Annotated in this window: 11 protein-coding genes and 1 pseudogene; 4 read left to right on the plus strand and 8 right to left on the minus strand. The window is 64.2% G+C overall.

Annotation, left to right across the window (positions count from 1 at the left end):
- Positions 1 to 22: 22 nt before the first annotated feature.
- The 3 genes and pseudogenes from G4G29_RS12315 to G4G29_RS12325 all read right to left on the minus strand — a co-directional run bounded on the left by G4G29_RS12315 (position 23) and on the right by G4G29_RS12325 (position 3,286).
- The gene (locus G4G29_RS12315; protein ID WP_345941179.1) at positions 23 to 1,138 is read right to left on the minus strand and encodes a carboxylesterase family protein; all 1,116 of its coding nucleotides are present in this window, start codon (positions 1,136 to 1,138) and stop codon (positions 23 to 25) included.
- A pseudogene (locus G4G29_RS12320) lies at positions 1,057 to 2,814 on the minus strand (carboxylesterase family protein); the annotation flags it as partial. The gene G4G29_RS12315 and the pseudogene G4G29_RS12320, both read right to left, overlap by 82 nt.
- A gap of 85 nt (positions 2,815 to 2,899) precedes the next feature.
- Entirely contained in the window at positions 2,900 to 3,286 is a 387-nt protein-coding gene (locus G4G29_RS12325; RefSeq protein ID WP_183150323.1) for an MmcQ/YjbR family DNA-binding protein, read from the minus strand.
- A gap of 102 nt (positions 3,287 to 3,388) precedes the next feature.
- Here G4G29_RS12325 and G4G29_RS12330 point away from each other — a divergent pair, with 102 nt between their 5' ends.
- The 4 genes from G4G29_RS12330 (at position 3,389) to G4G29_RS22165 (ending at position 5,962) form a co-directional block, all read left to right on the plus strand.
- Positions 3,389 to 3,982 (plus strand): TetR family transcriptional regulator, encoded by a 594-nt coding sequence (locus G4G29_RS12330; protein ID WP_183150324.1) that lies wholly within the window; start codon positions 3,389 to 3,391, stop codon positions 3,980 to 3,982.
- Positions 3,975 to 4,964 (plus strand): zinc-binding dehydrogenase, encoded by a 990-nt coding sequence (locus G4G29_RS12335; protein ID WP_202045241.1) that lies wholly within the window; start codon positions 3,975 to 3,977, stop codon positions 4,962 to 4,964. The genes G4G29_RS12330 and G4G29_RS12335 overlap by 8 nt, the downstream gene beginning before the upstream one ends.
- 73 nt (positions 4,965 to 5,037) lie before the next feature.
- Complete coding sequence (locus tag G4G29_RS22160; RefSeq protein WP_244631982.1) at positions 5,038 to 5,520, plus strand: 2-dehydropantoate 2-reductase N-terminal domain-containing protein; 483 nt, start codon at positions 5,038 to 5,040, stop codon at positions 5,518 to 5,520.
- A gap of 19 nt (positions 5,521 to 5,539) precedes the next feature.
- Positions 5,540 to 5,962 (plus strand): ketopantoate reductase C-terminal domain-containing protein, encoded by a 423-nt coding sequence (locus G4G29_RS22165; protein ID WP_244631984.1) that lies wholly within the window; start codon positions 5,540 to 5,542, stop codon positions 5,960 to 5,962.
- A gap of 380 nt (positions 5,963 to 6,342) precedes the next feature.
- Here the strand turns inward: G4G29_RS22165 and G4G29_RS12345 are convergent, their stop codons facing one another.
- The 5 genes from G4G29_RS12345 to G4G29_RS12365 form a co-directional block, all read right to left on the minus strand.
- Complete coding sequence (locus G4G29_RS12345) at positions 6,343 to 7,374, minus strand: hypothetical protein (protein WP_183150325.1); 1,032 nt, start codon at positions 7,372 to 7,374, stop codon at positions 6,343 to 6,345.
- Between the two features lie 15 nt (positions 7,375 to 7,389).
- Entirely contained in the window at positions 7,390 to 9,708 is a 2,319-nt protein-coding gene (locus G4G29_RS12350; protein WP_183150326.1) for a hypothetical protein, read from the minus strand.
- Complete coding sequence (locus G4G29_RS12355; protein ID WP_183150327.1) at positions 9,705 to 11,480, minus strand: site-specific DNA-methyltransferase; 1,776 nt, start codon at positions 11,478 to 11,480, stop codon at positions 9,705 to 9,707. The genes G4G29_RS12350 and G4G29_RS12355 overlap by 4 nt, the downstream gene beginning before the upstream one ends.
- 318 nt (positions 11,481 to 11,798) lie before the next feature.
- Complete coding sequence (locus G4G29_RS12360) at positions 11,799 to 13,457, minus strand: ATP-dependent helicase (protein ID WP_183150328.1); 1,659 nt, start codon at positions 13,455 to 13,457, stop codon at positions 11,799 to 11,801.
- Positions 13,454 to 15,394 (minus strand): AAA family ATPase, encoded by a 1,941-nt coding sequence (locus G4G29_RS12365; protein ID WP_183150329.1) that lies wholly within the window; start codon positions 15,392 to 15,394, stop codon positions 13,454 to 13,456. Before G4G29_RS12365 ends, G4G29_RS12360 begins: the two co-directional genes overlap by 4 nt.
- Between the last annotated feature and the right edge of the window lie 9 nt (positions 15,395 to 15,403).

Genomic DNA, 15,403 nt, shown 5'->3' on the forward strand with positions numbered 1-15,403 from the left:
CGACCTCGACACCGTCCGCTAGCTACGGCCGCTCGATCCCCGGAACGTCTCGAGCACCTGCCGCGCGTGCACCGTGGGGTCGGCGGGCATGTCGCCGATGCCTCGCACCGTGGGGACCGCGGACACCGGCTCCCACAGCGCCGCCGAGTCTCCCGAGGCGAGAGCGAGGAGCGTCGCGGACGACCGTGTCGCGGGTCACCTGCTCGGCCGAGGCGCCGGAACGCTTCTGCCCGACGATGCCGTACATCTCCGTGCCGTGCACCGCGTGTGCGCCGTCGACGGAACCGACCGAGAGCAGGTGCGCCCGACCTCCCGCCGCGGCATGGGCGAGTGCGCCCCGCGTCTGCGGCAGCGTGAAGGAGTAGTCGGTGAGCAGAGCGCCGCGGACCTCGACGGGCGTGCGCCCCTCGATGTCGTATGCCGTGACGATCGCGCGCGCCCGACTTCGCGGAATGCGGTTCCTGGTCGCGAACTCCTCGACCAGGTTCTCGATCGTCCCCGGGTCGAAGTCCTCGGTCCGGTGCAGCACCCACCAGTCGGTCTCGTGCGTGGTGCTGCTGAACAGGATGTCGACGTCGCGGTGCCGTCCTGATTCGAGCACGCGCAGGGGATGGTCGTCGAGGATGCCGCCCGGCTGGTTCCGGTCGTCGACGATGGCGATGACGTCGTTGTCGACGCCGTGGGCGGCCCCGGGATCCGCCGACTGGGTCCTGCTCATCGTCTCCGCGAGCACGTGGGCGTCGATGGTCAGAAGCTGCTCGGGGGCGTCCTGGATCCCGAGCGCCGTGAGGACCGCGATGGCGCGTTCCTCGGCACCCCACGCGGGCACCTGGCGGGACGGCATGCCGGAGAACGCCGCGATGCGGTGGTAGAGCCCGTCGGCAGAGGGCGCGGCCAGCAGGCTGAGAGCGGAGAACGCCCCGGCGCTGTGACCGGTCACGGTGACGCGGGCGGGGTCTCCTCCGAAGCGGGCGATGTTCGCCTGCACCCATCGAAGGGCAGCGATGACGTCCTGCAACCCGAGGTTCGTGGCCTCCGCGAGGGCGCCGCCGTACTGCGAGAGGAAAGCGCGCCGAACGCGCCCAGACGATAGTTGACGGAGACGCCGATCGCGCGTCCGGTCGCGGCGAGCCCCGATGCGTTCGAGGTGGTCTGCGTGTTGGCGCCGAGCATCCATCCGCCGCCGAAGATGTAGACGACGACCGGAAGGGGTTCCGCTCCCGCATCCTCCGGTGCCCAGACATTGAGATTCAGGCAGTCCTCGCTGAATCCGGCATCGGCTTCGAGCCAGCTCGTGTCCCCCGCCTGCAACGGGGCGGGCCCTTTCCGGTCGTATGGCAGGTCAGGGTCGAAGGGCAGCAGGGAGGGGCTGCGGAAGCGTGCGGCGGTGGCGAACGGGATGCCCAGCCAGGAGCGCACCGGGTGTTCGTCGCTGAGAGTGGAGGGGATGTCGGTCATGAGTGAGTCCTCGTCGGGAAGGTCAGGGGTGGGTGGGCGCGGGGAGTCGTCCGTGCCGTCGGAGATCTCGGCGCGGAGGCGTGCCCAGTGGCGCAGGCGCTCGCCGATGGCGCGTTCGTAACCGGCGTCGGTCGGCTCGTAGAACGTCTCCCGGTCCATGTCGTCGGGAAAGTAGTCCGCACCGGAGAAGCCGGTTTCGGTGTCGGGGTCGTATCGGTAGCCCTTGCCGTAGCCGAGGTTCTTCATCAGCCGGGTGGGGGCGTTGAGGATATGCGCCGGCGGCGTCAGGGAACCGGTGCGTTTCGCTGCAGCCGAGGCCCTGCTGAAACCGCGATACACGCCGATCGACTTCGGCGCCGTGGAGAGGTAGAGCACGGCCTGGGCGATGGCGAGCTCACCTTCGGGGGATCCGAGCCGCTCATACACGTCCCACGCGGCGAGCGCCTGCTGGATCGCCTGCGGATCGGCCATGCCGATGTCTTCGTTCGCGAAGCGGGTGATGCGCCGCGCGATGAACAGCGGATCCTCGCCGCCGGCGAGCATCCTGGCCAACCAGTACAGGGCGGCGTCCGGATCGGAGCCGCGCATCGATTTGTGGAGCGCGGAGATGAGGTTGTAGTGGCCCTCCTGCGACTTGTCGTACAGCGGCGCGCGTCTCTGCACGGCCGCGGCGAGGGCCGTCGTGTCGACCGGCGCGGGGAGGTGCTGGATCTGCTCGATCATGTTGAGCAGGTATCGACCGTCGCCGTCGGCCATCGCGATGAGCGACCGTCTGGCGTCGTCGTCGTCGAGCGGGAGCGGGGCGCCGATGAGGTCTTCGGCGCGGCCGATGAGAGTCTCCAAGGCCGTCTCGTCGAGGCGTCTCAGCACGAAGACCTGGCACCGCGACAGGAGGGCGCCGTTGAGCTCGAAGCTGGGGTTCTCCGTCGTCGCACCCACGAGGACGATGGTGCCGTCTTCGACGTAGGGCAGGAACGAGTCCTGCTGCGCGCGGTTGAAACGGTGGATCTCGTCGACGAACAGCAGAGTCCCCTGGCCGATCTCCCGTCGCTGCTTCGCCGCCTGGAAGACCTTGCGGAGATCGGCCACCCCGGAGAACGTCGCGGACAGCGGTTCGAAGGCGAGCTCGGTCTGTGCGGCGAGGAGCCGCGCGATCGTCGTCTTCCCACACCCCGGCGGTCCCCACAGCACCATCGACACGAGCCGCTGCGCGTCGACCATCCGCCCGATCGGTGCATCGGCGGAGAGCAGATGCCCCTGACCGACGACGTCGCTCAAAGAGTGCGGGCGCAGCCGATCGGCCAGCGGGCGCGAGGCGTCGTCCGGCTCGAAGAGGGAGGGCTGTCGATCGTCCATCAGGGCTTCCCCTTCGCCGTCCGGTCGTCGGCGAGCGCGTAGGAGCCGTGCACGAGGTCTTCGATCAGGTCGAGATCGTGATGCGTCATCGGACACTCCTGCCGAAGACGGCGGGATCGACCGGACGCTGCGCCCGCGGCAGGTTCTCGACGACGAGCAGATACGAGTCGGTGACCAGGTCGTCGAGGAGGGGCTTCGGCAGGTCGCCGCCGGGGCGCACCGTGATCCAGTGCTTCTTGTTCATGTGGTAGCCGGGCGTGATGTCGTCGTACTGCTCCCGAAGAGCCTTGCTGTCTTCCGGGTCGGCCTTCAGGATCAGGATCGACTCGTCACCGAGGTCGGTGAGCATCAGGAAGACCTTGCCCCGGACCTTGTACACCTCCCAGTCGGGTCCGAACGGGTGCTCCAGCTCCGCGCCCGGCAGCTCCTGCACACGTGCCCTGGCCTGCTCCTGCAGTTCTTCGCCCTCCATGCGCTGTCCCTCCTCCTGGACTACCCTGAGATCAGGTACGTACCGGTGTACGCACTAAGTTGTGTACCAGTGTACGCACTGGGTCGGACAAAGGAGAAGGACATGCGTCGAGGGAGACCGAACGACCCCGGCCGCCGCGACCGGATCCTCGACGCCACGCTCGCCGTGATCAGAGACGACGGCATCGCGGCAGCCTCGTACCGAGGAATCGCCGCGCGCGCCGGAGTGCCGCTGGGGTCGATGACCTATTACTTCCCCACACTCGAGGGCCTCATCGTGAGCGCACTCGACACGACGCGCAGCGACCTCGAGCCTCGTTACGCGGAACCGCTCCGTCAGGCGCGCACACGCGCTGATGTCGTCGATGCGCTGGTCGATGCGACGATCGGAGCGACGAGCCCGTCCCTCGACGACATCCGTCTCTACGAGGAGATCCGTCACTACGGCGCACGGAACCCCAAGATCGCCGACGTCCTCCAAGCGGTCGAAGACGATGCCATCGTGATGCTCGACCGCGTCGTCCCGACCCGCACCGCGCTCGCGATCAACGCCCTGCTCTGGGGCTGGTGGAGTCACCGGCTGGCGCACGTGGACGGCACGCTCGACGAAGCCACGGTGCGCCCGTCCTACGCCGCGCTCCTGGCGCTGGCCGCCCCCGGTCACCCGTTCCACGAGAAGGAGAAGAACGATGCCTGAAACCATGCGCGCCATCCGGCTCACCGGTCCTGTCGACATCGACGGCCTCGTCGTCAGCGAGGTTCCCGTCCCCGACGTGCGCCCGGGATGGGTGCGCGTCGGCGTGCGGGCGTTCGGAGTGAACGAGTCCGAGGTCACGAGCCGTCGAGGCGAATCCGGTCCCGACTTCTCGTTCCCGCGGATCCTGGGCATCGAAGCGGTCGGTGTCGTCGATGCGGTCGGCGACGGCGTCGAACTCACCCCCGGCCAGAAGGTCGCCACCATGATGGGCGGCCTCGGCCGACGCATCGACGGAAGCTATGCGGAGTACACGGTGGTCGACGCGGCGAACGTGATCCCGTTCGACACCGAGCTGGACTGGGGTGTCGTCGGCGCTCTGCCCGAGATGCTGCAGACCGCACACGGCTCGCTCACCACCGGACTGGGGCTGAGAGCAGGCCAGACCGTCCTCATCCACGGCGGCACCTCGACGGTGGGTCTGACCGCCGTCGCGATCGCGCACGAACTCGGCGCCACGGTCATCGCGACCACGCGGAATCCCGACAGCACAGACCTTCTCGCGAAGGTGGGGGCAGACCACGCCCTCATCGACGACGACACACTGCAGAGCGCGCTCCGCGACATCGCGCCCGACGGTCTCGACGGGGCCCTCGAGTTCGTCGGTGCGACGGCCCTCCCCGCCACGTTGTCGTCGATCCGTCCTGGCGGCACGGTCTGCTTCGTCGGCGCGCTGAACGGCGCCTGGACCATCCCCGACTTCGACCCGTTCACGATCCCCACGGGTGTGCACCTCACCAGCTACGCCGGCGCGGCCGACGACCTCCCCGCCGAAGCGCTGGCCCGGTACCTGGGGGCCATCGAGGCAGGCACCCTGCACGTCGTGGTCGCCGGAGTCCATCGAGGTCTCGACGCCGTGGCCGAGGCGCACCGCGCCCTCGAGTCCCGCCGGCAGCCGGGAAAGCACGTCGTCGTGCTGGCCTGACCCGCGGACCTGCGCCACCGGGGAACCGCGGCACCGCGTCTCCGCGTCACCGGGGCACGGTACGGTGTTGCGCGTGACCGACCGTGAGACTCCCTTCGCCCCCGTCGATGCCGCGGCACCGGAGATCGCCGTGATCGGACCAGGCGCGATCGGCACGACGATCGCCGCCGCCCTGCATGAGGCCGGGCGCACGCCTCTCCTGTACGGACGCACGCCGCGCCCGGAGCTCGAGCTCCTCGCCGGCGACGACCGCATCACCGTGCCGGGGCCGGTGCGGACGGACCCGGATCAGGTGTCGCACCCCGCGGATGTCGTGTTCCTCGCGGTCAAGGCCACCCAGATCGACGGCGCAGCCCCCTGGATGGCGGCGCTCTGCGGGCCGGACACCGTGGTGTGCGTCCTCCAGAACGGCGTCGAGCAGACCGCCATGGTCTCCCCCATGTGCGGCGGGAGACGTCGATCCTCCCGTCCGTGGTCTGGTTCCCTGCACAGGCGCACGCCGACGGATCGGTGCGCCTGCGCGGGAGGCGAGACTCACCCTGCCCGCGGGCCGTGACAGCGAGCGGATCATCGAGGTGCTGCGCGGTACACGGTGCGCCGTCGACCTCTCCTCCGACTTCCTCTCGGTCGCCTGGCGCAAGCTCCTCCAGAACGCCGCCGCCGGCCTGATGGCGCTCACCGGGCGACGCTCCGGCATGTTCGCCCGCGATGATGTCGCCGAGCTGACCCGCGCCTATCTGCGCGAGAGCGTGCTCGTCGCCCGCGCCGAGGGAGCGCAGCTCGGCGACGAGGTCCCCGAGGAGATCCTCGCGCGCTTCCGGTCCTTCCCGGCCGACCTGAGCACATCGATCCTCACCGACCGCGAGGCGGGGCGCCCGCTGGAGTGGGACGTGCGCAACGGCGTCATCTCCCGCCTCGGCCGCGCCCACGGCATCCCGACACCGATCGGCGACATCATCACGTCGCTCCTCGCGGCGACGAGCGACGGGCCGGGCTGAGCCGAGAGAGTGTGCTGCCTTGGCGATTCCAGGCGACGAGAAAGTCCCGGAAACTCGAGAGTTTCCGGGACTTTTTGGTCGGGCTGACAGGATTTGAACCTGCGACCCCTTGACCCCCAGGTAGACGGTTCAACCCGAATCCTTGATTTTCCGGACGTCCCTGCTCCTCAAACGGCGTCATTTCACGTCATGGATGGCATGGTTTGCATGCATCAGGTCCCGGCCAGGTCCCGGCTCTTGATAATCGTCGACGATTTGGTCAGAGGTTTATGGAAGCGCTCGAAGCACCTATGCCTTCTCTATAAGGTGCGCCCAACACACATATCGAAGCAACGTTGTGCGGTGCGTGCAACTGGACGTGGCCGCACCGGGCTGAGGGCTCAGAAACTGTAGTCAGCCAGGTAGTCCATCACGCGGCGCATCGCACGGATCGCCTGTATCGCGTCGGGCTGCTCGACTCGCGTGTCGCCCTCGTGAACGGCGACGTGGCGCTTCCCGTAAAGGGCATCACCAGCGGCCTTGACGTCCGCGGGAGCATCGGCGAGTCGGCGCTTCACATCGGCCCCCCGTCCACCACAAGCCGTCTCGACAGCGAGTCGCGCGGAGAGTATGGCCTCGCGGTACCGGCCCATATCGAAGTGCATCTGCGCAGTACGCCCGTGCGCCTTGGGCGCTGACTCCTCCGTCAGCGCCCGGAACGCGTCCCGGTATGCGGTATCAGGAGTTGGGCCAAGCAAGTAGGTGAGTTCGACGCCATCCGTATACAGCACCACGTCGTACGAATCTGTGGCTGTGCCTCCGGAGACAAGGACGTAGTCGTCGAAGCCATCCTTCTGGTAGAGGTTCGCCATGTGTGTTTGGGCACCAGTGAAGTGCGGGCTGCTAAGGAATGTGAGCAAATAGTCCTGGTTCTTGCCGTACATCTCGATTTTCCGGCCGGTGATCTTCTCCCGAAGACGCAGTCCGAGGCCACCTTCCTCGGCGGTGTACTCCTCGATGTAGGCCCACACGGACGTCGGAGGAGATGCGATGTTCGCGGTTACGATGTCGACATGCACCGATAAGCGCTCGAACGCCACAGCGATCTCCCGAGCATTTTGCGTCACGATCGGCGCGGAGATGGCGATGTGCTCCGCACGACTCCGCGACTCCACGAGGCCGCCTCCATGCTCGTAACAGTCTCGCAGCAGGTTTGACAATGGCGCGAATGACCTGAACATCTCGTTTCTCGTCAGAACCCTCACGAGCCGTTGGGTCGACTTCTCGCGAAGGCGGAGGTCGGGCGCGCCAGCGGCATTCTCGAACCGCTCGATGTAGCACTTGACGATGCCGGAGCTCTGGGCGCTACGAGCTGTCACCTTCGCTGACCGCGCAGCTCGTCGCGTCTTCGAGCTTGATGAGCTCATTGCCATTCCCCACTCTCGGTTTTAGCTGGTTTCAAGAGTGGGCTCGGGAGCAAGCCGCAGTAGTGCGTCCGAAATTGATGAAAAATACTCCGGCGCCGCACCACGGTTTTTTCTAGGGCGCACCAGCGTGTATCCGTCAGTGTCCGAAAGAGAGTGGAAGTCCGTGCTCACCCTGCCTCGGGTGAGCAGGGCGATTTTTGGCCGGTCAATCGTCAGCAGCTTTCCACGAACCTTCTCTTCGAGAATGTGCTTACCGGTCGGATCGATTGCGAAGCACTCACCGTCAACCCACCACAGGAAATCTGGGTAAAAGGTGTTGGAGCTTCCAACCTTGACGGGAAGTAGCACCCCGTATCCGTCGCCGCGTGTCGGGTTCCGCATCCACACACCCCGTCCGAGGGAGTCCAGAGCCTTCGCGAACTCAAGTTCCTCGGTGTTGAATTGGTTCTGGGCGTATCGCGAGTGGATTGCGTTCTCGAACGAGTGGTACTTGTCGACGCTGGGCGTGTGTGCCGCAGGCGTCCAGGTTTCTTCGCCATGGATCTGGTTGATTACGAGCTCCACTGCGTTCTCGAACGCCTCTGCGATCGCGTCCGCACGGTCAGATAGCAGAGACTGCGCTGCGGACCCGGAACAGGCCCACTGATCGAATGCGAGACCAGTGAAGAGCTCGGGCTCGAGCAGGTGAGCGCAGTGGCGAGCGCGAAGCTGAACTCGGCGCCGGAGGTACTCGCCGTTCTTGCGACGCATGCTCGCAGCGATCTGTTCATAGCGTGTGGAATCGTCCTCACCGCGCAAGGAGATCTTCTGAATGCTCTTTCGCCCTCTCGCGAGGAGATCTTCATCTGCGAACGGCTGGCGCGACATTGCTTGGATCTTCTTCTTTTCGTCCTCGAGCTCCGCTTCGCCCAGCACATACTGCGGCAACGAAAGGGCGACCGGCAGGTCCGTCTTCAGAGGCACATCAGGCAACGGTTGCTTGCGTGTCTTAATGCGGATGGACGGGTTTGCGCCTGGATTCGTCTCATCGATGGCATAGAGCGCAAGCTCGGCCTTCAACCCGTCAACAATGCCTTCGAAGGTACGGTTCGGCACGCGGACAAATAGTGTCGAGGTGTTGAGTCGGTCGTCCTCGTAATGACGCGCCCCAGGCTGGCGCAGTGCACGACCGATGACCTGCGCGATACGGATATAGGAGTTGGACTCGTCGTCGAAGTACTCGATGTACGCTTCCGGATCGTCCCAGCCTTCCTGCAGCGCGCGATTACAGATGATGTGCGTGTGGTGAGGCTGGAGCTCTGCCAAGGATGAGACGCGGACAGCATCGTCTGGGACGACCTTCGTCTGCGTATAGATTGCGATCTCTTCGGCCGGAACGCCTCTGGCGCGCAGGTGTTCCCAGATAGCAACCGGGCGGGAGATGATCTCGTCTTTGGTCGGGTTAGAGCGCTCGACTATGTATAGCGCCTTCGGCGTGATGCTTGCGCCTTCAGCTGTGGCGGCCTGAGTAAGTTCCTTGTGCAGCGCCACCGTGGAGTCGAGCAGCTGATCGGGGTCCGAATCGAAGTTCTCGACCATGATCGTGTGCTTGAGTAGCTCGTTCTCAACCACATCGCGTGTACTCACGTGGTAGCGCGCGCGGTCGGCGATTTCCCGAGCACGGTCGTCCCCGTCAACGACCTCGGCGAATCGATCGAACTGTCCGCCACTCGGAGGTGTTGCGGACGCAAGCAGAAAGCCCACAGGTCGCAGTCCGATCAGCTGCTCGAGCTGAGTCGAGGTTTGATTGTGGCTCTCATCGTAGACAATCCAGAGCGGCCGCTGCGGTTCGGTGCGCAGCTGATCCCATGGCGATCGATCACCGCCCCAGTCGGTGTGGGGGCGGTGCATGTTGAGTCGTGCAGTCTCGCTACCTTCGGAGGCTGCGTACTCGACCTCATTCCAAGAGCCCACCGTCGTAACCCAAATCGTCAGGCCCGTCGTCGCCTCGAGGAGTTCTTCCCATTCCGATTTGCTGGGTCGCTCGCGAACAATCCTAGTTCCGGCCGGAAGCAGATGAGCATATTTGCCGTTGAGGTTGCGGTAGGTCTGATCTGCGACGGCACTCGACTTTGAAGTCCAGAGCACGATGCTTGGGCCGAGATCAGCAACAATTTTGGCGAGGATCGGCGTCTTTCCCGCGCCGGTGACTGCTTTCAGATGCCCAATAAAGGGAATCGGGGTCTTACCAAAGTAGAGTGGTCCATCTTCGGCGTAGTACTGAACCCAGTCCGCCGCAGCCTCGACAATCTGATTCGCAGCGTTCTCCTGAAACTCAAACAGGCGCATCGTGTTACTCACGCGTTGCTCGCCTCCAGCTCGGCTTCGATGTCTTCAGGAATCGCGTCCTCGATCTGCAATGCGGCCAGAATCTCATCCGGAATCTGGCAAAAAACGAAGGACTTCGTCTCGCTGATGTTGCATGTCGTGCCGTAGATGCGGATCGGAGTCTTGAGCCCAAGCGCCTTCGTCTCCGAGAGCGCCTCGTTGATGACGTCAGCGTTGACCTGGCTGTTAGTGGCGCCGCGCCAAACAAGGGCGAGAGCCTCGCCCCGCTGATTCGCCCCGATGACCCATTTCCTACCGTCGATCTGGCGGATGCCGGAACGCGTACCAGATCTGTCGGTCTGACAGATCACGGCCGTTATCTTGTCTTTTTCAAGTGTCAGGATGGCTTCGCGATCGAGCTGAGCACCAGTTGTCAGGAATGTGAATCCTGCATCGAAGCCGTCCGTTTCGATGGCGGACCGAAGACGACGCGCTACAAGGGTTCTCGCGTACGGGTCTTCCTCGCTACCTTCCTCAATCATGACGAACCGGCGGCGACCGCCGTCTTTGTCGTTGAGACTCATGACGGCATCGCCGGTCGTACCGCTGCCAGCGAAGGCATCCAGGACCAGAGCATCCTTTGAACCGGCAGCACCTACGAGAAGCTCAATCAGTTCGACCGGTTTCGCGTATCGAAATCCATCGAAGTCCTCACCGAAGAGCTGCTTGAGTCGGTAGCTTCCTGCACGCGCATCAAGGTCGATGACGCTTCGGAGCGTGCCTCGGAAGTCTTTCAGGTAGTCCTTCATCTGGACGATTTGCTCAAGCCGGCGCGGGAAGACGATACGCCCCTCGTCTATGTAACGCTGCATGGTCTGCGCCGGGAAGCGGTAGCCATTTGCCGGCACACGATAGGTACCTCGTGCCTTCACACTGTCGACGACCCCCTTCTTGGTGACCCCGTACTGGTAGCCACCCTTTTTCGGGTTATGCACGCGATACGCAACCTGGTACGGGCCGGCTTCGTCGAGGTGCGTGTAGCGGGCGAGTCGCCCAAGAGAATCTCGCCCGTTGGCTCGAACGAGAGAACCCCACGCCTTCGCGCGTTTGGCAGTGTCAGGCTCGCTCTGGAGGAGCTCTTCGAACTGCTCAAGCAGCGTCTCTTTCATCTCGTCGGCCGGTGTGGTCCAGGCTTTGGCGACCTGAGTTACGTTCTTGGCATAGCAGATGACGTACTCATGCTCGATCTGGATTCGCGAAGGATTGTTGTCGGCCGAGCCGCGCCAGGTGATCACGCCGATACGGTTCTTCTCATCGAAGATTTCATCCATGAGCATGAGTAAGCGGCCGAGCTCGATGTCGTTGATCGACACGAAGATCACGCCGTTTTCCGCCATGAGTGACTTCATTGCGACCAGGCGGGGAGCCATGTAGTTCAGCCACTTGGTGTGTCGCCCGCCATCAACGTTCGAGACATACTCCGAATCGCTTCCGTCTGCGTCTGGGTCTTGGAATCGAGCGTCGCTGTACCGGAAGTCATTGCCGCCGCGGTTGTATGGCGGATCGATGTAGATCACGTCCACGGACTCCGCGTACTGCGTTCGCAGGGAGACCATCACTTGCAGGTTGTCCCCCTCGATCACGAGGTTGCTGCCGCGGTCCGACTGGAACGAGAGTTCATCGTCACGCTCAAGGACGCGAGGCACCGGGATGAGCGACTTGTACGATCGACGCCCCTGCCAATGCAGGTGTAGTCCGGCTTCTTCGCGCACGGACTCGGTCTCCGGCAGGGCGTGGTCAGTCATGCCTCGATTCTCTCAGTCACCACCGACTTTCACGAAGACGCGTGTCGGACAGGCGAGTCGAGCTCAGGTCTCCTGCTCCTCTGGAGGATGAGCCTGCAGCCTGGGGTTTTTCAGGAGCTGACAGCCGAGGCCAGCTTGCGGGTCACGGCGAAGCCCTATTGAAGTGCGTGAAACGGCGGCATCGCCCGAAGCACAGACTGAGAGTGTCCGCTCGATATCGACCGGGGGCGATCGAGGGGCACTTGAGCTCCTCGAGATCAATGACGGTGAGTTCCCCGCGGCATTCCCGGATCAAACGGGCTGGTGCGGGATGACAGCTCAGGATTCATCTGCGTACCCAAGGAGCTCCTCATGTGGCGGCGAATCCTCGCGCCAGTAGGCGTTCGCGCCGTCCGGCTTCGTTCGGTGGCGCGCTGTTGTCAGGACGAGCTCATCCTTCGCCCGCGAGATAGCCACGAAGAACTCGGCCTTTACGTCGGCGTCCTTTTTGCCCCAGAAGAACTGGGGCTCAACGCCGAAAACGATGACCTTCTCGAACTCCATGCCCTTGCATTTGTGCACCGTCAGGATCCGGACGGCATCTTCTTCCGACAGCCGGTCGAGCGCGGCGACCGGCTCACCGTCGACCGCCAGCTCGCGCTTGAACGCACCGGCGGCTTCCTTGATCACGTCATTGAGCCGCGAGCCCTGCTGATACGAAGGCGACAGCGCATTGAGCGCCGGACGCGTTACGAACTTGAGGAACGAGTTGATGAGCGGCTTCCACGAGGCGTAGTCCGACGCGCCAAACCCGGTAGCGCGCACGGTCTGCCGTGCTCCACGCAGGATCGTTCGGAGCTTGCTGTCCAGGACGCCGTCAGCTTCTTCGATTCCGCCGCGCGTCACCACGCGCACCAATTCCGAGTACGCCTCGGGACGGCCGTCATCCGTAACGACCCGAAGGAAGTTGAAGATGAGGGCGGCAGCGGGCTCGGCGGTCAGATCCTGGGACTGCTGCTCGTTGCGGTACGGGATGCCAGCAGCGGTGAGACGCTCCCCCAAGACGCTCGTGATGAGGTGCGGCTGTTGCCGAGCCAGCACCGTGATCTCCCGGGTCGGCACTCCTTCGTCGAGCCACTCGCCGATCATCTCAGTGACCGCAGCTGCTTCTTCCTCGTCGGTGTCGAAGCGGAGCACTTTCAGGATGCCTTCTTCGCCTTCGAGGTCTTCGTCCGGGCTCGCGGCGGACGGGTCCATCTCCAAGATCATGCGGTTCTGCATCCGGCGCAGCCGAGGCTTGGATCGGAAGTTCTGATAGAGCTGCAGATCAGTCGCATCGAAGTCTTCGGCGAAGGTCGCCATGACACCTTCGAGTGCATCCGCGAAGCCCATGATGCGCTGCTTGGTGTCACCGACACCGATGAGGTGCACGCCGGTGCCTGCGAAGGCCTCTTTCAAGAAGGCGTACTGCGCCGTCGTTGCATCCTGAAACTCATCCATGAAGACGTGGCTGTACGTCTGCCGCAACGCGCCGCGTGCGTAGTCGTTCTTCTCGAGGATCTCTAGCGCGAGGGGCACGAGGTCATCGAAGGTGATCTGTTGGTTCTGGATGCGTGTGCGGGCATCGATCCGGTAGTCCGGGTTCAGCGCGTTCTGGCCTGTGAGGGCCGGACGGTAGTTGTCGATGAGGCGTTTGGCAAATGCGTGGAAGGTGAAGCTGTCGAAGCGGGCGGCGTACTGAGACCCGGAGCGTAGGCGAACGCGGGACTGCAGGTTGCGGGCGGCGTCGACCTTGAATGAGATTGCCAGGATGCGCTTCGGGTACGGGCTCGCTCCCGTGCGAAAGAGGAAGTCGGCGCGCTGGGCGAGAAGCTCTGTCTTGCCTGCGCCAGGGCCAGCGGTCACGACGACGTTCGCGTTGGTGTCGCGAACTGCTTTCAGAGCGTTCGGCTCGAGCTCCAGCCCGCCGACCGGTGTCCAGTCCTCTGGCTGAATCACTCGGGAAGCGCCTCGAGTTTGGCCTGCACGTCCGCGACCAAGCGTTGCAAGACTTCGGGTAGTTCCGCCAGGAGTGCCTCGTTAGTCAGCGCCGCCATCGCCTTGAGGTGCGACGCGGGCTTGCTCTTGAGATCGAACAAGCGGTGGTAGTCATCGAAGAGCTCGAAGGCATCCTCGGGCAGGTGGTCCTCGTTCGCGTGAGACTTGCCGAGCACAGCGGCGACTGTCTTCTCGTCGGGCGTTCCAACCGACTCCGCCCCGTATGCGTCGGGGAAGGCCTCGAGCATCATCAGGTCGAGGTCTACCGGGTGCGAGAAGTAGGCGCCCTTCTGCTCCAGCGCATAGATCGGGCCGTGACCGTCCGTGAAGCTCACGTCGTTGTAGACGGGGAAATCGACGACGTCGTCCCACTTCGAAAGCCCGTCAATCTGGGCGTCCGTGAAGTTACCGGGGTTGAGTTTGTTGTACTGCTTAAGCGCGTTGCTCACGCGGCCCCAGCCTCCTTGGTACCGGCCGGAATCCAGATCAAGCAGGGTGACGTGCGGGATCTCCAGTTCGTTCAATAGGCGCCAGAAGTGATTGACGTGGCGCCCACCCAGCGGGACAACGGAGACTGACGCGTCATCTTCCGCAACGCCAGCCGCAGCGAGTACGCGCGGTAGCACGATTTGCTCGCTATCGCCCTCACCGAGAACGACCAAGCGCGAGAAGTAGAGCTCCGGGAACGCCAATACCGCCTCGCGAACGTACTTCGCCGTTTCGTCGTTCTTGGCCGGTAGGACGATCCGACGCACCTGAGACTGACGATCACCGTCAAGACGGAGGAAACAGATGGCCTCGGGATTGACGCGGCGCAGCAGGGCAGGTGAGTGGGTTGCAATCAGGGCCTGCGAGTCTCCATGCTCCGCAGCCTTGCGGAGCTGCCGGACGATGCGACCGAGGTATTGCGGAGCAAGGCTGTTCTCTGGTTCCTCCAGCGCGATGATGGTGTGCACCGGCGGTCGGAGTCGGTGCTGATCGAAGGCAGTCTCCGTGCCGTTCAGCACCTCCCGCGCGAGCGACTGCCAGGCGAGCACGAGCGAAATGTAGAGCAAGGACTTCTGGCCATCGCTGAGCCGATCGAACGGCAGCGACGAACCGGCCGGAGACGGCGCGAACGAGACCGTCAGCTGACGCAGCACACTCTCCAGGTCGCCACTGCCGAACGCGATTGAAGGGTCGGTGAAGAAGGCGCCGGAGTGAAGCCCAGACCATTCCCCCGCAAGCTGCACGCCGATGCTTTTGACCGCTGCGTTCCCTGCAAGCGAGTCGGTGAGATCCTTCGACAGCGTGTCGAGCGTGGTGCGCTCCGCTGCCCAGTCGGCAGCGCGCAGCGCCCGTCCGACGAGCGAAGCGGTGGTGTAGGCGATGTGCTCAGCGGGATCGCGGCGCGCAGGCAGGTAGTGCACTTCGATGTTGGCGCGATCAAATCGGGACATATCAGCGCGCTGCGAAGGCGCCCCATCGATGTCAGCTTCGAGGATGTACTGGAGCTTCTCCTCGATGACATTGTCCGGAGCGATCGTGGCGGTAAGTCGGACGCGGATCCGAGGTACTCCGTCTTCAGTTGCGATGCGCATGTGCGCGAAGTTCGGCGGGACAGTCGGATGGTCGCCGTCCTCGCCCGATTCCGGGACCTCGATGTCGACTTCGATCCAGAGCTCGGGCCCATCTGCGTGCACCTCAGCAGCGGTGCGACCGGCGGCGATGTGGAAGTCGGAGTGTCGGATCTTGCGCTGCGTAGGTAGCGGGCTAAACAGTCGCGACAGCGCCTCGAGCACCGCCGTCTTGCCGGCGCCGTTCGGGCCAAGCACGTAGGTGACATCTCGCAGTACGATCGTGGTCGGCGTCGGACCGAACGACTGGAAGCCGGAAATCCGGAGGTGAGTGAGCTGCATCAGACGTCC

Source organism: Microbacterium sp. Se63.02b (genome assembly GCF_014171575.1).
Classification (GTDB): domain Bacteria; phylum Actinomycetota; class Actinomycetes; order Actinomycetales; family Microbacteriaceae; genus Microbacterium.

Excerpts from the sequence above, each read along its gene's own strand:
- G4G29_RS12325 (WP_183150323.1), bottom strand. The coding sequence starts at position 3,286 with ATGGAGGGCGAAGAACTGCAGGAGCAGGCCAGGGCACGTGTGCAGGAG.
- G4G29_RS12330 (WP_183150324.1), top strand. The coding sequence starts at position 3,389 with ATGCGTCGAGGGAGACCGAACGACCCCGGCCGCCGCGACCGGATCCTC.
- G4G29_RS12335 (WP_202045241.1), top strand. The coding sequence starts at position 3,975 with ATGCCTGAAACCATGCGCGCCATCCGGCTCACCGGTCCTGTCGACATC.
- G4G29_RS12345 (WP_183150325.1), bottom strand. The coding sequence starts at position 7,374 with ATGGCAATGAGCTCATCAAGCTCGAAGACGCGACGAGCTGCGCGGTCA.
- G4G29_RS12355 (WP_183150327.1), bottom strand. The coding sequence starts at position 11,480 with ATGACTGACCACGCCCTGCCGGAGACCGAGTCCGTGCGCGAAGAAGCC.
- G4G29_RS12365 (WP_183150329.1), bottom strand. The coding sequence starts at position 15,394 with ATGCAGCTCACTCACCTCCGGATTTCCGGCTTCCAGTCGTTCGGTCCG.